This window comes from Shigella sp. FC1661, from assembly GCF_001712525.1.
GTDB lineage: Bacteria > Pseudomonadota > Gammaproteobacteria > Enterobacterales > Enterobacteriaceae > Escherichia > Escherichia coli.
This window is the reverse complement of record NZ_MDGW01000590.1, coordinates 1-16,898: the sequence shown is the minus strand read 5'-3', so window position 1 is coordinate 16,898 and position 16,898 is coordinate 1. Positions and strand designations below refer to the sequence as shown.

General features: G+C 50.4%; 14 protein-coding genes, 1 other RNA gene and 5 pseudogenes. 9 read left to right on the top strand and 11 right to left on the bottom strand.

Annotated elements, in window-relative coordinates:
* Positions 1–311, top strand: a pseudogene (locus tag BFF42_RS24680) (IS1-like element IS1A family transposase); the annotation flags it as partial.
* Positions 312–358: 47 nt separating this feature from the next.
* On the opposite strand, the gene fumD reads toward BFF42_RS24680, so the two are convergent.
* The gene (gene fumD / locus BFF42_RS24675) at positions 359–568 is read right to left on the bottom strand and encodes a fumarate hydratase FumD (protein WP_039060260.1); all 210 of its coding nucleotides are present in this window, start codon (positions 566–568) and stop codon (positions 359–361) included.
* A 354-nt stretch (positions 569–922) separates the two neighbouring features.
* Between fumD and ynhH the strand changes: the two genes are divergently transcribed.
* From ynhH to lpp, 3 genes are all read left to right on the top strand, one after another.
* Positions 923–1,117, top strand: coding sequence for a protein YnhH (ynhH, locus tag BFF42_RS28055; RefSeq protein ID WP_240806354.1), 195 nt, complete (start codon positions 923–925; stop codon positions 1,115–1,117).
* Between the two features lie 7 nt (positions 1,118–1,124).
* Positions 1,125–2,537, top strand: a complete 1,413-nt coding sequence (gene pykF, locus BFF42_RS24670) for a pyruvate kinase PykF (protein ID WP_001295403.1) — start codon at positions 1,125–1,127, stop codon at positions 2,535–2,537.
* A 310-nt stretch (positions 2,538–2,847) separates the two neighbouring features.
* Positions 2,848–3,084: a murein lipoprotein Lpp gene (gene lpp, locus BFF42_RS24665; protein ID WP_000648420.1), complete on the top strand. Its 237-nt coding sequence runs from the start codon at positions 2,848–2,850 to the stop codon at positions 3,082–3,084.
* 63 nt (positions 3,085–3,147) lie between these two features.
* Here lpp and ldtE read toward each other — a convergent pair.
* The 10 genes and pseudogenes from ldtE to ydiJ all read right to left on the bottom strand — a co-directional run bounded on the left by ldtE (position 3,148) and on the right by ydiJ (position 14,110).
* Positions 3,148–4,151: pseudogene (ldtE, locus tag BFF42_RS24660) on the bottom strand (L,D-transpeptidase LdtE).
* 148 nt (positions 4,152–4,299) lie between these two features.
* The gene (gene sufE / locus BFF42_RS24655) at positions 4,300–4,716 is read right to left on the bottom strand and encodes a cysteine desulfuration protein SufE (RefSeq protein ID WP_001196526.1); all 417 of its coding nucleotides are present in this window, start codon (positions 4,714–4,716) and stop codon (positions 4,300–4,302) included.
* A gap of 12 nt (positions 4,717–4,728) precedes the next feature.
* The gene (gene sufS / locus BFF42_RS24650; protein WP_000144558.1) at positions 4,729–5,949 is read right to left on the bottom strand and encodes a cysteine desulfurase SufS; all 1,221 of its coding nucleotides are present in this window, start codon (positions 5,947–5,949) and stop codon (positions 4,729–4,731) included.
* A complete protein-coding gene (gene sufD, locus BFF42_RS24645) occupies positions 5,946–7,217 on the bottom strand; it encodes a Fe-S cluster assembly protein SufD (protein WP_000907994.1) in 1,272 nt (423 codons plus the stop codon). The genes sufS and sufD overlap by 4 nt, the downstream gene beginning before the upstream one ends.
* Positions 7,192–7,938, bottom strand: coding sequence for a Fe-S cluster assembly ATPase SufC (gene sufC / locus BFF42_RS24640; RefSeq protein ID WP_000948855.1), 747 nt, complete (start codon positions 7,936–7,938; stop codon positions 7,192–7,194). Before sufC ends, sufD begins: the two co-directional genes overlap by 26 nt.
* A 9-nt stretch (positions 7,939–7,947) precedes the next feature.
* A pseudogene (gene sufB, locus BFF42_RS24635) lies at positions 7,948–9,435 on the bottom strand (Fe-S cluster assembly protein SufB).
* An 8-nt stretch (positions 9,436–9,443) separates the two neighbouring features.
* Positions 9,444–9,812 (bottom strand): Fe-S cluster assembly scaffold SufA, encoded by a 369-nt coding sequence (gene sufA / locus BFF42_RS24630; RefSeq protein ID WP_000367175.1) that lies wholly within the window; start codon positions 9,810–9,812, stop codon positions 9,444–9,446.
* Positions 9,813–10,358: 546 nt separating this feature from the next.
* Positions 10,359–10,547, bottom strand: coding sequence for a YdiH family protein (locus BFF42_RS24625; protein WP_001296104.1), 189 nt, complete (start codon positions 10,545–10,547; stop codon positions 10,359–10,361).
* A gap of 99 nt (positions 10,548–10,646) precedes the next feature.
* The gene (gene menI / locus BFF42_RS24620) at positions 10,647–11,057 is read right to left on the bottom strand and encodes a 1,4-dihydroxy-2-naphthoyl-CoA hydrolase (protein WP_000637981.1); all 411 of its coding nucleotides are present in this window, start codon (positions 11,055–11,057) and stop codon (positions 10,647–10,649) included.
* Positions 11,054–14,110 (bottom strand): D-2-hydroxyglutarate dehydrogenase YdiJ, encoded by a 3,057-nt coding sequence (ydiJ, locus tag BFF42_RS24615; RefSeq protein WP_000613005.1) that lies wholly within the window; start codon positions 14,108–14,110, stop codon positions 11,054–11,056. The genes menI and ydiJ overlap by 4 nt, the downstream gene beginning before the upstream one ends.
* A gap of 388 nt (positions 14,111–14,498) precedes the next feature.
* Here ydiJ and ydiK point away from each other — a divergent pair, with 388 nt between their 5' ends.
* The 5 genes and pseudogenes from ydiK to BFF42_RS24590 form a co-directional block, all read left to right on the top strand.
* Entirely contained in the window at positions 14,499–15,611 is a 1,113-nt protein-coding gene (gene ydiK / locus BFF42_RS24610) for an AI-2E family transporter YdiK (protein ID WP_000248636.1), read from the top strand.
* Positions 15,612–15,795: 184 nt separating this feature from the next.
* An RNA gene (gene rprA / locus BFF42_RS24605) (antisense sRNA RprA) lies at positions 15,796–15,903 on the top strand.
* A gap of 135 nt (positions 15,904–16,038) precedes the next feature.
* Positions 16,039–16,307 (top strand): annotated as a pseudogene (locus BFF42_RS24600) (YdiL family protein); the annotation flags it as partial.
* Between the two features lie 49 nt (positions 16,308–16,356).
* A pseudogene (locus tag BFF42_RS24595) lies at positions 16,357–16,695 on the top strand (MFS transporter); the annotation flags it as partial.
* A gap of 48 nt (positions 16,696–16,743) precedes the next feature.
* The coding region (locus tag BFF42_RS24590) for an IS1 family transposase (RefSeq protein ID WP_001348782.1) at positions 16,744–16,898 on the top strand (155 nt) is incomplete at its 3' end.

Here is a 16,898-nt window from a genome sequence, read left to right as displayed (position 1 = left end):
GGCTCCGGAAGACGGTTGTTGCGCACGTATTCGGTGAACGCACTATGGCGACGCAGGGGCGTCTTATGAGCTTGCTGTCACCCTTTGACGTGGTGATATGGATGACGGATGGCTGGCCACTGTATGAATCCCGCCTGAAGGGAAAGCTGCACGTAATCAGCAAGCGATATACGCAGCGAATTGAGCGGCATAACCTGAATCTGAGGCAGCACCTGGCACGGCTGGGACGGAAGTCGCTGTCGTTCTCAAAATCGGTGGAGCTGCATGACAAAGTCATCGGGCATTATCTGAACATAAAACACTATCAATAAGTTGGAGTCATTACCCAGGATGAAGCTTACCGCCTCATCCTGAATGGTCATTTTACCAGTGCGTTAATGACGGTTTCCATCGCCTGCTTATCCAGCTCACTGCGCTGAATGCGTTTATTGGCTAATGCTGTACGTAATACGCCTGCGATAACAATATGCTTTGGTTCCTGCCCCAGATCGCGCATTTCCAGCACAACTTTACCGACAACTCTGCACATTTCTCGGTACAGTTCATCCTCTTTTGTCTGATTTCCCATTCTTTATACCTATTTATCATGCCAACTATCAGCATATATCAATCTAACCAATTAAACAAAAATCAAACAAAATCAGACAAATAACGCGATAAATTATTTTAACTGTAGCAATTGAGCGATGATATATTTATACACCGGATGAACTTTCACTTATCCTCACACTGACAACTTTGGCACCAGACGTTGCGCAAACAGCGAAGTTTTTGCGTAACCTTTTCCCTGGAACGTTAAATCTTTGATAACAATTTATTGTCTAACAAGTTGTATATTTTTTGAAACGCTGTTTTTGTTTTCCTTTTGGATTAATTTCAGCGTATAATGCGCGCCAATTGACTCTTGAATGGTTTCAGCACTTTGGACTGTAGAACTCAACGACTCAAAAACAGGCACTCACGTTGGGCTGAGACACAAGCACACATTCCTCTGCACGCTTTTTCGATGTCACCTATCCTTAGAGCGAGGCACCACCACTTTCGTAATACCGGATTCGCTTTCCGGCAGTGCGCCCAGAAAGCAAGTTTCTCCCATCCTTCTCAACTTAAAGACTAAGACTGTCATGAAAAAGACCAAAATTGTTTGCACCATCGGACCGAAAACCGAATCTGAAGAGATGTTAGCTAAAATGCTGGACGCTGGCATGAACGTTATGCGTCTGAACTTCTCTCATGGTGACTATGCAGAACACGGTCAGCGCATTCAGAATCTGCGCAACGTGATGAGCAAAACTGGTAAAACCGCCGCTATCCTGCTTGATACCAAAGGTCCGGAAATCCGCACCATGAAACTGGAAGGCGGTAACGACGTTTCTCTGAAAGCTGGTCAGACCTTTACTTTCACCACTGATAAATCTGTTATCGGCAACAGCGAAATGGTTGCGGTAACGTATGAAGGTTTCACTACTGACCTGTCAGTTGGCAACACCGTACTGGTTGACGATGGTCTGATCGGTATGGAAGTTACCGCCATTGAAGGTAACAAAGTTATCTGTAAAGTGCTGAACAACGGTGACCTGGGCGAAAACAAAGGTGTGAACCTGCCTGGCGTTTCCATTGCTCTGCCAGCACTGGCTGAAAAAGACAAACAGGACCTGATCTTTGGTTGCGAACAAGGCGTAGACTTTGTTGCTGCTTCCTTTATTCGTAAGCGTTCTGACGTTATCGAAATCCGTGAGCACCTGAAAGCGCACGGCGGCGAAAACATCCACATCATCTCCAAAATCGAAAACCAGGAAGGCCTCAACAACTTCGACGAAATCCTCGAAGCCTCTGACGGCATCATGGTTGCGCGTGGCGACCTGGGTGTAGAAATCCCGGTAGAAGAAGTTATCTTCGCCCAGAAGATGATGATCGAAAAATGTATCCGTGCACGTAAAGTCGTTATCACTGCGACCCAGATGCTGGATTCCATGATTAAAAACCCACGCCCGACTCGCGCAGAAGCCGGTGACGTTGCAAACGCCATCCTCGACGGTACTGATGCAGTGATGCTGTCTGGTGAATCCGCAAAAGGTAAATACCCGCTGGAAGCGGTTTCTATCATGGCGACCATCTGCGAACGTACCGACCGCGTGATGAACAGCCGTCTCGAGTTCAACAATGACAACCGTAAACTGCGCATTACCGAAGCGGTATGCCGTGGTGCCGTTGAAACTGCTGAAAAACTGGATGCTCCGCTGATCGTGGTTGCTACTCAGGGCGGTAAATCTGCTCGCGCAGTACGTAAATACTTCCCGGATGCCACCATCCTGGCACTGACCACCAACGAAAAAACGGCTCATCAGTTGGTACTGAGCAAAGGCGTTGTGCCGCAGCTGGTTAAAGAGATCACTTCTACTGATGATTTCTACCGTCTGGGTAAAGAACTGGCTCTGCAGAGCGGTCTGGCACACAAAGGTGACGTTGTAGTTATGGTTTCTGGTGCACTGGTACCGAGCGGCACTACTAACACCGCATCTGTTCACGTCCTGTAATATTGCTTTTGTGAATTAATTTGTATATCGAAGCGCCCTGATGGGCGCTTTTTTTATTTAATCGATAACCAGAAGCAATAAAAAATCAAATCGGATTTCACTATATAATCTCACTTTATCTAAGATGAATCCGATGGAAGCATCCTGTTTTCTCTCAATTTTTTTATCTAAAACCCAGCGTTCGATGCTTCTTTGAGCGAACGATCAAAAATAAGTGCCTTCCCATCAAAAAAATATTCTCAACATAAAAAACTTTGTGTAATACTTGTAACGCTACATGGAGATTAACTCAATCTAGAGGGTATTAATAATGAAAGCTACTAAACTGGTACTGGGCGCGGTAATCCTGGGTTCTACTCTGCTGGCAGGTTGCTCCAGCAACGCTAAAATCGATCAGCTGTCTTCTGACGTTCAGACTCTGAACGCTAAAGTTGACCAGCTGAGCAACGACGTGAACGCAATGCGTTCCGACGTTCAGGCTGCTAAAGATGACGCAGCTCGTGCTAACCAGCGTCTGGACAACATGGCTACTAAATACCGCAAGTAATAGTACCTGTGAAGTGAAAAATGGCGCACATTGTGCGCCATTTTTTTTGTCTGCTATTTACCACTACTGCCTCGCGCGTAACATATTCCCTTGCTCTGGTTCACCATTCTGCGCTGACTCTACTGAAGGCGCATTGCTGGCTGCGGGAGTTGCTCCACTGCTCACCGAAACCGGATACCCTGCCCGACGATACAACGCTTTATCGACTAACTTCTGATCTACAGCCTTATTGTCTTTAAATTGCGTAAAGCCTGCTGGCAGTGTGTATGGCATTGTCTGAACGTTCTGCTGTTCTTCTGCCGATAGTGGTCGATGTACTTCAACATAACGCATCCCGTTAGGCTCCACGGAATATTTCACCGGTTCGTTGATCACTTTCACCGGCGTTCCCGTCCGCACGCTGGAGAATAAGGCTTTAATATCCGGTGCATTCATGCGAATACAGCCCGAACTGACGCGCAAACCGACGCTGTCCGGCGCACTGGTACCATGAATGAGGTATTCGCCATTATCATGCGCGAAGCGCAGTGCGTAACGTCCTAGCGGGTTATTTGGTCCGGCAGGAACGACTGGCAGTAATTTAATGCCACGCTCCAGCGAACGTTGACGAATGCCTGCCGTAGGCGTCCAGGTTGGATTAGGGATTTTCTGCCCCACACGCGTTTCCATCACCGGCGTTTCCAGCCCCTGCAAGCCAATACCTATCGGATAAACCTGCACGATATTTTCTCCCGGCGGATAATAATAAAGGCGCAGCTCTGCAAGGTTAACGATAATCCCCTGACGCGGTGCATCAGGTAATAACAGTTGTGAAGGAATAGTTATCGTCGTACCAGGTTTTGGCACCGGGGCGATAGTGTATTGGCTTCAAGGATCAACATTGCCGCAGTATCAAAACGTCGGGCAATAGCCTGAAGGTTTTTATCCCCTTCTTGCACCGTATACGTTTGATTTTGCCCAACCAGTCGGCTTCCGGTTGGTGGTAGCGGATAATCAACCGCCCAGGCAGCCTGGATGGCGCTAAAAGCGCCGATAAGCGTGAGTGTAAGCAAAGACTCGCGTTTCATTGTAAACCTCCTGTATTTGCCGGAGACTCACGCTGAAACGTCGGATGGCGCTTATGTTCACCTGAAACCAAAACACTCCTGTGCAGGTCAGTGTAAACATTGACCATCCGGCAATGTGAGCCAACCGGATGAAAGCTGTCCCTTTAGTTTAGCTAAGTGCAGCGGCTTTGGCGCGAATTGCGCGAATCATCGCTTCCAGACCTTGTGAACGAGATGGGGTGAGATGTTGGGTGAGCGCCATTTTTTCAAACCACGGACGCACATCGAAATTGACAATATCCTGCGGCGTCATCTGATCGTAGAGAATAAATACGACCGCAATAAGCCCTTTCACAATCGCCGCATCGCTGTCGCCCTGCAATTCAATAATTCCCTGCGCATTCTGGCGCATGACAATCCACACCTGATTCTGGCAGCCCTGAATGCTATTTTGTGGGCTTCGGTCTTCGTCGCGTAATTCTGGCAGACGCTGGCCCAGCTCAATAATGTAGAGATATTTCTCTTCCCAGTTGGCGCAGCGTAAAAAATTACGCAGCAATTTTTCTTTATCCGGCAATAAAGCCATAGTGCCTCCCTGTTATCCCAGCAGACGGTGAATACGTTGCAGGCCGGTCACCAGACGATCCACTTCTTCATGAGTGTTATACATGGCCAGCGACGCCCGACACATCGCAGGGACGTTGTAATAGGCCATTAATGGCATAGCGCAGTGATGTCCGGTACGCACAGCAATGCCGTAATTATCGAGAAAACTGCCAACATCATAGGCGTGGTGTTTTCCGAGATTAAAAGCAATAACGCCAAGCCTGTTTTGTGGGCCATAGAGAGTGAGATTCGGTACAGATTCCAGCTGTGATAGCGCGTAATGCATCAGATTCAGTTCATACTCGGCTATGTTATTAAGCCCCAGCACCGAAACATATTCCAGCGCCGCGCCAAGACCAATGATGCCCCCGGTATTGGGTGTACCGGCTTCAAACCGCCATGGTGCTTTGGTCCAGGTAGTGCCTTCACTCAGGCTGACGGTGGCGATCATAGAACCGCCCCCTTCCCACGGCGGCATCTCCTGCAACAAGGCTTCTTTGACATAAAGAATGCCAATCCCGGTGGGGCCATACAGTTTATGCCCGGAAAACACGTAAAAATCGCAATCCAGCGCCTGAACATCCACCGGATGATGCATCACCGCCTGAGCGCCATCCACCAGCACTTTTGCGCCATGCTGGTGCGCAAGCGTGATCATTCCCGCCAGTGGATTTTCTGTGCCAAGCACGTTGGAGACATGAGTAATTGCCAGCAGGCGAGTTTTCTCATCAAACAGCGTATGCAGCGTCTCCAGTTGCAGCGTACCGTCGGGGTTGAGAGGGATCACACGCAGCTCTGCGCCAACGCGTGCGCAAAGCATCTGCCAGGGGACAATGTTAGCGTGGTGCTCCATCTGACTGATGATGATGTTATCGCCCGCCCGCACATTGCTGTTGCCCCAGCTATTGGCGACCAGATTGATCCCTTCCGTCGTGCCGCGGACGAACACCAGCTCTTCCGCCGAACGGGCATTAATAAACAGCGATGCCCGCTTGCGCACGTTCTCCATTTTCTCGGTCGCCTGGGCGCTTAAGGTATGAATACCGCGATGCACCGCCGCGTAGCCATGACGATAAAACTCGGCCTCGGCGTCAATCACCTGGCTCGGTTTCTGTGCACTGGCGGCGCTGTCGAGATAAGCCAGCGGCAAACCGTTTACCTCACGCGAAAGCACCGGAAAGTCGGCCCGCACTTTGTCGACGGAAAAAGTCATCTTGCACCTCCTGGCAGCCGTTGACCGATTCGGGCCAGCACCTGCTGTTTAAGCCCCTCATCACGCAGTGCTTCCGTCAGTTCGGCAGCAAAGGCGTAAATGATCATCTGCTGGGCATCCTGCTGATTGATCCCGCGCGAGCGCAGATAGAACATCTGTTCATCATCAATACGCCCCACCGTCGCGCCGTGGCTGCATTTCACATCATCTGCATAGATTTCCAGCAGCGGTTTCGTATCCACTTCCGCCAGTTTGCCCATCAGCAGATTATTGTTGGTCATCTGACCATCCGTTTTGATGGCGTGCTGCGCGACGTTGATCAAACCGTTAAATACCGCGCGGCCTTTGTCGCTGACGATAGTTTTGTGCAACTGTCGGCTGTTACAAAAACCTTTATTGTGTTCCAGCCAGGTACGGGTATCACACACCTCGTTTTTCACCGGCATCGCCAGGCTATTGATCCGCAGCGTGCTGTTTTCTCCATTGAGTTGCGTACTGGTGTTGTGTCGTAACACTGCGCCACCCAGCAGGAAACTATGGCTAAATGCGGTGGCATCCTCAGCCAGCAACAAATCGTTATGAGCAAAGTGGTGACTGAGCGGGTTTTCAAACGCCAGCTTGATATGCTGCAAGTGGGCGTTCGCTGCGACATTGATAGTGAACCGTGCCCCGGTAAAATGACGAGCATCATTAAGGCTGACAAAATGTTCGATCACCGTTGCTTCGGCACCTTCCGCCAGATCCAGATGATGCCGGTAATGGGCAGTGTTCACCTCTTCACCTGCCACGCCCTGGGTGATATACATTAACAGCAATGGCTTTGCCGGCCGTTGACCGCGCTTCACGGCGATATGCGTCACGCTTTGTGCCAGGCTTTCCGTCAAATGCAGAAACACTTCCGCCTGAATAGCGTCGGGTAACCCCTGACGGTCGTCGTTAATGCTCACTTCATATCCGCTGCCTTCAATTGCATCGCTCAGCGCGGGCACGTAACGTCCATCGACAAACACCAGCCGCACGGCGTCTAACGTTAACGCTAAGGCATCACGCTGCTGTGGGGATATCTCCCCCGCAATGCTGACAAACTGGCTATTGGTCAGCCCTTCCAGCGGCGTATATTTCCAGTTTTCATGTTTACGTGTCGGCAGTCCGGTACGCAGCAATTGTTGTAAATGCTGCTGTGCTTGCGGGGAGCGTTTTGTCCCTTCAGCTTCAAACAAGTGATGCCACTGTTGCAGCGCGTTACTGCTGTTCGGTAAGCCAGCCATAACCCTGCTCCTCCAGTTGTTTGACCAACGTGAAATCGCCGGATTTCACAATTCGTCCCTGATATAGCACATGGACGTAATCAGGCTTGATGTAGTCGAGAATGCGTTGGTAGTGCGTAACAATGATGAATGAGCGCTTGCCATCACGCAGGGAGTTCACGCCATCGGCGACCACTTTTAATGCGTCAATATCCAGCCCGGAGTCCGACTCATCAAGAATGCATAACTCCGGTTCCAGCACCGCCATTTGCAAAATATCGTTGCGCTTTTTCTCGCCGCCGGAAAAACCAACGTTTACCGAACGGGTTAATAAATCTTCCGGCATCTTCAGGAGAGCGATTTTCTCTTCCATCAAATCCTGAAAATCAAAGCGGTCGAGCGTTTCCTGGCCGCGATAGCTGCGCACTGCATTAAGTGCCGTTTGCAGGAAAAACTGGTTACTGACGCCTGGAATCTCCACCGGATACTGGAAGGCCATAAAGATGCCTTCGCCTGCACGATCTTCCGGCGACAGTGCAAGCAAATCTTTGCCTTTGAACTCAACCGTGCCGCCCGTCACTTCATAATCTTCGCGCCCGGCAAGCGTTGCCGATAAGGTACTTTTGCCCGAACCGTTTGGCCCCATAATGGCGTGAACTTCGCCGGGACGAACGGCGAGGCTTAATCCACGCAGGATAGCTTTATCTTCCACGCTGACGTGTAAATCTTTAATACTTAACATGTTTATTCCTTATCCGACGCTGTGTTCAAGACTGATGGCGAGGAGTTTTTGTGCTTCAACGGCAAATTCCAGCGGCAGTTCTGAGAACACGTCTTTGCAGAAACCGTTAACAATCATCGAGATGGCGTCTTCTTCGCTGATCCCGCGTTGCAGGCAGTAAAACAGTTGATCTTCACCAATACGTGATGTCGTTGCCTCGTGCTCCAGTTGTGCGCTGTTATTGCGACATTCGACATACGGGAAGGTATGCGCCCCACAATTAGCGCCAATCAGCATTGAGTCGCACTGAGTGAAATTGCGCGCATTGGTTGCCGTCGGCATGATTTTCACTAAGCCGCGATAACTGTTCTGACTATGTCCGGCAGAGATCCCTTTCGAGATAATGGTCGATTTGGTGTTTTTACCGATGTGGATCATCTTGGTGCCGGTATCCGCTTGCTGATGACCGCTGGTCAGCGCCACTGAGTAAAACTCACCAATGGAGTTATCGCCGCGCAAAATGCAGCTGGGATATTTCCACGTAATCGCGGACCCGGTTTCTGATTGCGTCCATGACATTTTGCTGTTTTCGCCTTCGCACAAAGCACGCTTGGTGACGAAGTTGAGAATACCGCCGGTGTTGTTATCGCCAGGGAACCAGTTTTGTACCGTGGAATATTTCACCTCGGCGTTTTTATGGATGATGACTTCCACCACTGCCGCGTGTAACTGATAGCTGTCACGCACCGGAGCGGAACAGCCTTCAATGTAGCTGACGTAGCTGCCTTCGTCGGCCACCAGAATGGTGCGCTCAAACTGCCCGGTTTTTTCCGCGTTAATGCGAAAATAGGTGGAAAGTTCCATCGGGCAGCGCACGCCTTTAGGCACATAAATAAACGTACCGTCAGAGGCTACCGCCGCATTAAGCGCGGCAAAGAAGTTGTCATTCCCCGGCACCACGGTGCCGAGATATTTACGCACCAGTTCCGGGTGATCGTGGATCGCCTCACCAAAGGAACAGAAAATAATTCCCTGCTCCGCCAGTTTTTCGCGATAAGTAGTGGCAACCGAAACAGAGTCGAAAATGGCATCCACCGCCACCTCTTTGCCTTCCCGCACGGGAACGCCCAACTGCTCAAACGCCGCCTCCACCTCTTTACTTAAAAAGGCGTTCGCGCCAGTTTGCTGCACCGCGCCAGGTTCAGACGCGCAAGTGTCGTCACAATTACCGCACGATGGTGCTGAGTAGTAGCTGTAATCCTGATAATTCAGCTTGTCGTAGTGCGCTTTCAACCAGTGCGGTTCTTCCATCTCCAGCTATGCGCGATAGGCGTTTAGACGAAACTCCAGCATCCACTCCGGCTCATTACGCTTCGCCGAAATTGCGCGCACCACCTCTTCGTTTATCCCCTTTGCCAGCTCATCGGTGGCTAACTGGGTGAAGAATCCTTCTTTATAATTCAGCGGGCCGCCGGTCCAGGTTTTGACATCGTCAGTTGCTTCAGTATTACGAGACATAGTACCGCCTATACCCCAAAGCTTTCGCCACAGCCACATTCATTCTGGGCTTTAGGGTTGTGAAATTTGAATATCTGATTAAGTCCTTCACGAACGAAATCGACTTCCGTGCCATCAATAAACGGCATCGCTTGCAGCGGGACAAACAGCTTCGCGCCGTCGTGTTCAAACAGCAGATCGTCTTTGTCCGGCTCGCTAACACTGTCGAGCACATAGCCAAAGCCCGCGCAGCCCGTTTGCTTCACGCCTAAGCGCACGCCGACCATACCCGGCTGCTTTGCCACCAGCTCACGGATGTGTATCGCCGCTGCGGGTGTCAGCGTTAAGCCTTGCCAGGTGAAATCTTGTGGGTTAAAGGTTCCTGAATGCATGTCCATCGATTTACCTCACTTCATCGCTTTCAGCGTATAACAGCATGTTAGTGATAATGATTATCAGTTCAACTCAGCAAACGCAGGGGCTTTACCGTAAAACATGCTTTTTGCCTGCTTTTAATAAGCATAGACCCTGATGTGTGGGTTAACAGGCACGCTAAGAATTAGGTATCTCATTGTTAGATAATGGTTATTATCTAAGGACCATTAAGGCTGTGATGAAAAAGAAAAAGTTGTATTAAAATGACTATTTAAGAGATAGGTAAAAAAGTGCAGCGTTCAGAAATAAGAAAACCCTTAAGTCTGTGCGACACAGGCTTAAGGGTTTCTACCCCATCCGGCGCTTATCTCCGGCACTCTCAGTGGCTTAGCTCTTGAAGGGGCGATAAGAATAATCTCATAAAGCTAACCCGCCGTTTTAACACAAACTGCGATTAGTATTATTTTTGAACAATATCAGGCGGTAGATAAGCAGTATTAAGAAGGTCATCGAACCTGGACGGAGGTTAATCCAGGTCGATTTGGCGAACTTGCGGCATTAAGTCAGGATCAATGCACGCCCAGACGCCAGGCAAAGTAGATTTCTTCTTTTAATTCAGCAGAAGAGAGAGTAAGCAGGTCAGCAAATTCAAGTTCTAGTTGTTTCAGACGTTTGAGATATTGGGCAGGTGAAAGATTGCTCTGGTCACGGCGTAAAAATTCAATGGCCAGCTGGGTGGGATCAAGTTGAGTAGACATAGCATCCTCGCTTTTAGACAAGACGTGTACAGTATACCACCGTTTACTGTGCAGATAATGACCAAAAGCAATATGCGTCACACTTTTCTGGTGACAACGTCACAAAATGGCGGTCGTCAATCGTGACGAACAGCACAAACGCCCTTTCTCATCGAAGATTTCAATCTGCCAGACCTGGTGACGCGAACCGAGATGCAACGGTTTACATATGCCGCGCACCCGCCCTTCTCGTGCCGAGCGGACGTGATTAGCATTGATTTCCAGACCAACCACTTTTTGCTCACCTTCGGTACATAAATAACCGGCAACGGAACCGATACTTTCGGCCAGTACCACGGATGCTCCTCCATGCAGCAACCCGAAAGGCTGCTTTGTCCGCGAGTCTACTGGCATTGTCGCTTCAAGGGTGTCATCACCAATATGTTCAAAGCGAATATCCAGGAACCCCACCATGTTTCCTTCACCCATAGCATTCAGTGCTTCCAGGGTGATTTTCCGTTTCCATATCATTTAATAATCTCCAGTAAAGCCTGCACAGGATGGCGTACCCCCGTGCCTTCAACCCGTTTTACCTGGCTACGGCAGGAATATCCGGTCGCCAGACAGCGGTTACGCGGCAGTCGCTGCATAGCCTGATGCCAGGATAACTCATAGATCCCGAGCGAATTTTCATGGTTTTTCGCTTCATGTCCGTAAGTCCCTGCCATGCCGCAGCAACCCACGCTGACATTTTCCAGTTTCGCGCCAAAACGGGCAAATATCGCGGCCCATTGTGCTGGCGCACCCGGCAAGGCGGTAACTTCGGTACAGTGACCAAAGAAATACCATGATTCACCGCTGACTGTAGCCACTGGCTGTGACTCAAGTGCGCTTGCCAGCCATTCATTCGCCAGTAAGACGTTAAACTCGCCACGCTCCTCGCCCAGCGCCAGTTTATATTCATCGCGATAACAAAGTACCAGCGCCGGATCGACGCCCACCATTGGCATACCCAGCTTCGCCATACGGTTGAGGAAATCCGCCGTCTTTTTCGCCGTCTTCGCAAAACGATTAAGAAAACCTTTAATATGCTGGGCTTTGCCATTTGGCGAAAATGGCAGTAACACAGGCTGGAAACCTAATTTTTCGACCAGACGGACAAAATCCGCCACCACTTGCGCATCGTAATAGCTGGTAAAGGGGTCCTGCACCACCAACACTGTGCGCGCTTTCTGCTCTGCATTGAGAGATTCAAGCTGTTCCAGCGTCATGTTTGCCGAGCGATGCCCCACCATTTGTTGTTGTAGCGAGGGGACCGACAGCAGCGGCAAATCAACCATGCCGATATGTTTTTCCGAGAGTTTGCGCACCAGCGGCTGGTTAATGAAGAAGTTAAAGGTTTTCGGCGCGCGTGCCATCAGCGGCGCGTAGCTCTCGACCGTAGCGACGAGGTGGTCGCGCAGCGGGCGTAAATAACGGGTGTGATAGAGCTGCAGAAAACGAGAGCGAAACTCCGGCACATCAATTTTGATGGGGCACAGGGTCGAACACGCTTTACAGGCCAGACAGCCCGACATCGCCTCTTTGACTTCGTGTGAGAAGTCATATTCGCCTTTATTCGCATGCCAGCTATTGCGCGTGCGGGCAATTAACGTCCGCAAACTGACGCCGGATTCAGGCAGTTCTTGTTCCAGTTTGAGTGGATCAACGCCGCGATCCGCCAACAAACGCAGCCATTCACGCACCAGCGTTGCGCGCCCTTTCGGTGAATGAATCCGGTTCTGGGTGATCTTCATCGACGGACACATCGGACTACGGGCATCAAAGTTGAAGCATAAACCGTTGCCGTTACACTCCATCGCACCGCGCCACTGCTGGCGTACCGCAATGGGGATCTGCCGATCGAATGTACCGCGCTTCACCGCGTCCACTTTCATCATCGGCGCATCGAGACCTTCTGGCGGGCAAATCTTCCCTGGGTTGAGTCGGTTATGCGGGTCAAATGCCGCTTTCACTTTGCGCAGTTCTGCAAAAAGTTCCTCACCGAAAAACGCCGGGCTGTATTCAGCGCGAAAACCTTTGCCGTGCTCGCCCCACAACAAACCACCGTATTTCGCAGTCAGCGCCACCACGTCATCAGAGATTTGCTTCATCAAAATCTCTTGTTGAGGATCGCACATATCCAGCGCTGGACGGACGTGCAAGACACCTGCGTCGACGTGACCGAACATACCGTAGCTTAAGCCGTGGCTGTCGAGCAGCGCGCGAAATTCAGCAATATAATCCGCCAGGTGTTCCGGTGGTACGCAGGTATCCTCAGCAAACGGAATTGGCTTAGCGGCACCTTTGGCATTGCCAAGCAGACCAACGGCTTTTTTGCGCATTGCATAGATACGTTCAACCCCCGCCAGCTCACGGCACACCTGCCAGCCGATGACACCTGCTTGATGACTGGCGATCAGCTCATCCAACCGCGCACAGAGTGCATTTACCCGCTCATCAATCAGCGCCTCATCATCACCAGCAAATTCCACAATGTTCAGCCCGAGCATCTCTTGGTCAGGCACATCGGTAATCAACTCGCTGACGGAATGCCAGACAATATCTTCCCGCGCCAGATTCAGCACTTTTGAGTCCACCGTCTCTACCGAAAGCGCCCGCGCCTCAACCATAAACGGCGCGTTACGCAGCGCAGAGTCAAAAGAGTCATATTTGACGTTCACCAGACGGCGCACTTTAGGCAAGCGCGTAATATCCAGCCGCGCTTCGGTAATAAAGGCCAGCGTCCCTTCTGAACCCGTCAGAATGCGCGTCAGGTCGAACTCGGTCATCTCATCGTTAAAGACATGACGCAGATCGTAACCGGTAAGAAAGCGGTTAAGTTTGGGGAAGTTGTCGATAATTAACTGGCGTTGCTGACGGCAACGTTGATAAACCGTGTTATAAATTCGCCCGATTGTGGTATTGGATTTACCCAGCGTTTCCGCCAATTCGACGGGTAAAGGTTGCGTATCGAGAATATCGCCCCCCAACAACACCGCGCGTACGCCAAGTACGTGATCTGACGTTTTGCCATAGACCAGCGATCCCTGACCGGATGCATCGGTATTGATCATCCCACCGAGCGTTGCCCGGTTGCTGGTCGAAAGTTCCGGCGCAAAAAAGTAGCCGAACGGTTTCAGGTACTGATTGAGTTGATCTTTTATCACCCCGGCCTCAACGCGCACCCAGCCCTCTTCAGGGTTAATTTCGATGATGCGGTTCATATGGCGGGACATATCAACAATAATCCCCTGGTTGAGCGCCTGACCGTTAGTGCCGGTGCCGCCGCCGCGGGGGGTAAAGATCAGCGATGAATAGCGTTCCTGCGCGGCAAGACGGGCGATCAGCGCCACATCTGCGGTTGAACGCGGAAATACCACCGCATCGGGGAGAAGTTGGTAAATACTGTTGTCGGTCGACATTGTCAGACGATCGGCATAACTTGTCGCCGTATCGCCGGTAAAACCTTGTTGCTCCAGCTCTTGCAAAAAATTAAGCACCAGTTGAACGACGCCGGGTGCCTGGGAAATCTGTGGAATCATTATATTGCCCCTTTCCTGCGGTCTGTGATGTAGGTCGATACACTATTCTTTCAGGCGGCTGCAATAGCGCACTGAAAGGAGATGTTTATTTACTCTATGGATTTCGAGTTGCAGGAAGGCGGCAAGCGAGTGAACTCCAGGAGCTTACAATAGTAAGTGACTGGGGTGAACGAACGTAGCCGCAGCACATGCAACTTGAAATACGACGAGTAAATCGTTTGCGTGTTGCCTGAGTTGTTGTACCACATTTTTTTCTAACACGCCCATCAGAATTAAGGGCAGAATCGGCCTGTTAAAAACCGCTGAAATTGCTCATCATTATGCAGGTGAGTTTCGCGTGTTCACGTCGCGTCGACGATTTGACGCACAAAAAAGGTGAAAAGTAGTTATGGTAAATGTTCGTCAGCCCAGGGATGTCGCACAAATTCTGCTTTCGGTGCTGTTTTTAGCCATCATGATTGTGGCATGTCTGTGGATTGTTCAACCCTTTATTCTCGGCTTTGCATGGGCCGGTACGGTGGTTATCGCCACCTGGCCGGTATTGTTACGTTTGCAAAAGATCATGTTTGGCCGCCGCTCTCTCGCCGTTCTGGTGATGACGCTGTTATTAGTGATGGTGTTTATCATCCCTATTGCTTTGCTGGTTAACAGTATCGTCGACGGCAGCGGCCCGCTAATTAAAGCCATTTCCAGCGGCGACATGACGTTACCCGATCTGGCGTGGCTTAATACCATTCCGGTGATTGGCGCGAAGCTGTATGCAGGCTGGCACAACTTGCTGGATATGGGGGGGACGGCGATCATGGCGAAAGTCCGCCCTTATATTGGCACCACCACCACCTGGTTCGTTGGGCAGGCGGCGCATATCGGGCGCTTTATGGTGCATTGTGCGCTGATGCTTCTCTTCAGTGCCCTGCTGTACTGGCGCGGTGAACAGGTGGCACAAGGCATTCGCCATTTTGCAACCCGTCTGGCAGGCGTTCGCGGAGATGCCGCCGTACTGCTGGCGGCACAGGCTATCCGCGCGGTGGCGCTGGGTGTGGTGGTGACGGCGTTAGTACAGGCAGTGCTTGGCGGTATCGGCCTCGCCGTATCCGGCGTACCTTATGCAACGTTGCTAACGGTGTTAATGATCCTCTCCTGCCTTGTCCAGCTTGGCCCGTTGCCGGTACTGATTCCGGCGATTATCTGGCTCTACTGGACTGGCGATACCACCTGGGGAACGGTATTGTTAGTGTGGAGCGGTGTGGTTGGCACGCTGGATAACGTCATCCGCCCAATGTTAATTCGCATGGGTGCCGATTTACCGCTGATCCTGATCCTCTCTGGTGTTATTGGTGGTTTGATTGCTTTCGGGATGATCGGTCTGTTTATTGGTCCGGTTCTGTTAGCCGTTTCCTGGCGTCTGTTTGCCGCGTGGGTGGAAGAAGTCCCGCCGCCGACGGACCAACCGGAAGAAATTCTCGAAGAACTTGGCGAAATCGAGAAACCGAATAAGTAATTTCTCATCAGGCGGCTCTGCCGCTGATTGTTAACCCCCGCTAATTGATATTTGCTTGCTCTTCCCCATATTTTCCTGCTTACCGCCATTCAGCTGGTAGTACCTGTCGCAAATTCTTTACAGTTTTTAAACTAATGAGACGAATCTGATCGACGCAAAAAGTCCGTATGCCTACTATTAGCTCACGGTTATAAATCAACATATTGATTTATAAGCATGGAAATCCCCTGAGTGAAACAACGAATTGCTGTGTGTAGTCTTTGCCCATCTCCCACGATGGGCTTTTTTTTAACATTTTTCCACTTCGCTACCTCGCCCCTCACTCTTTCCAATAATGTTGCACAAGATACTGTGACTCTCTTCAAGCCGTCAGCAGGCTGATAATGTTATTTATATTTTATTGTTTATTTCATGCAGCCATTACACGATGAACGCTTATGAACTCCAGGCACTCCGCCATATTTTTGCCATGACTATTGATGAATGCGCACCTGGATTGCCCAGACCGGTGACAGTGAAAGCTGGCGTCAGTGGGAAAATGGCAAGTGTGCCATTCCTGATCGTGTAGTCGAGCAACTGTTGGCTATGCGTCAGCAAAGAAAAAAACATCTTCATGCCATCATAGAGAAAATAAATAACCGCATCGGCAACAACACCATGCGTTTTTTCCCCGACTTAACCGCATTTCAACGAGTCTACCCTGATGGCAATTTTATTGACTGGAAGATCTATCAATCGGTAGCCGCTGAAGGTAATGCTGTTGAAAAGCAAATTCCCCAGCCAGTTGGTGGACGCCAGCGTAGCTAATGAATTACCGCAAATGAACAGCAAACCGTTAGTCTGGCTGGAAGGTGTTTCATCGGTACTGTTCGGTGTAGCCGCATTCTCGACCTTTTATGTGATTGTGGTGTGGATGCCCAAATATGCGATGGCTTTTGCTGGTATGTCAGAAGCTGAGGCATTAAAAACCATCTCTTATTACAGTATGGGCTCGTTGGTCTGTGTCTTTATTTTTGCCGCACTACTGAAAAAAATGGTCCGGCCCATCTGGGCTAATGTATTTAACTCTGCACTGGCGGTAATGCTGCCAACTTACTGATTTAGTGTATGATGGTGATTTTAAGGTGCTTGCGTGGCTTCCATTTCCATCAGATGTCCTTCCTGCTCCGCTACTGAAGGCGTGGTGCGTAACGGCAAAAGCACTGCCGGACATCAGCGCTATCTCTGCTCTCATTGCCGTAAAACATGGCAACTACAGTTCACTTACACCGCCTCTCAGCCCGGTAC

Bases quoted from the DNA above. Each gene is read 5' to 3' on its own strand.
- sufC (WP_000948855.1), bottom strand. From the start codon at position 7,938: ATGTTAAGTATTAAAGATTTACACGTCAGCGTGGAAGATAAAGCTATC.
- sufA (WP_000367175.1), bottom strand. From the start codon at position 9,812: ATGGACATGCATTCAGGAACCTTTAACCCACAAGATTTCACCTGGCAA.
- sufS (WP_000144558.1), bottom strand. From the start codon at position 5,949: ATGACTTTTTCCGTCGACAAAGTGCGGGCCGACTTTCCGGTGCTTTCG.
- menI (WP_000637981.1), bottom strand. From the start codon at position 11,057: ATGATATGGAAACGGAAAATCACCCTGGAAGCACTGAATGCTATGGGT.
- pykF (WP_001295403.1), top strand. From the start codon at position 1,125: ATGAAAAAGACCAAAATTGTTTGCACCATCGGACCGAAAACCGAATCT.
- fumD (WP_039060260.1), bottom strand. From the start codon at position 568: ATGGGAAATCAGACAAAAGAGGATGAACTGTACCGAGAAATGTGCAGA.
- sufE (WP_001196526.1), bottom strand. From the start codon at position 4,716: ATGGCTTTATTGCCGGATAAAGAAAAATTGCTGCGTAATTTTTTACGC.
- sufD (WP_000907994.1), bottom strand. From the start codon at position 7,217: ATGGCTGGCTTACCGAACAGCAGTAACGCGCTGCAACAGTGGCATCAC.
- ydiJ (WP_000613005.1), bottom strand. From the start codon at position 14,110: ATGATTCCACAGATTTCCCAGGCACCCGGCGTCGTTCAACTGGTGCTT.
- BFF42_RS24625 (WP_001296104.1), bottom strand. From the start codon at position 10,547: ATGTCTACTCAACTTGATCCCACCCAGCTGGCCATTGAATTTTTACGC.
- ydiK (WP_000248636.1), top strand. From the start codon at position 14,499: ATGGTAAATGTTCGTCAGCCCAGGGATGTCGCACAAATTCTGCTTTCG.
- lpp (WP_000648420.1), top strand. From the start codon at position 2,848: ATGAAAGCTACTAAACTGGTACTGGGCGCGGTAATCCTGGGTTCTACT.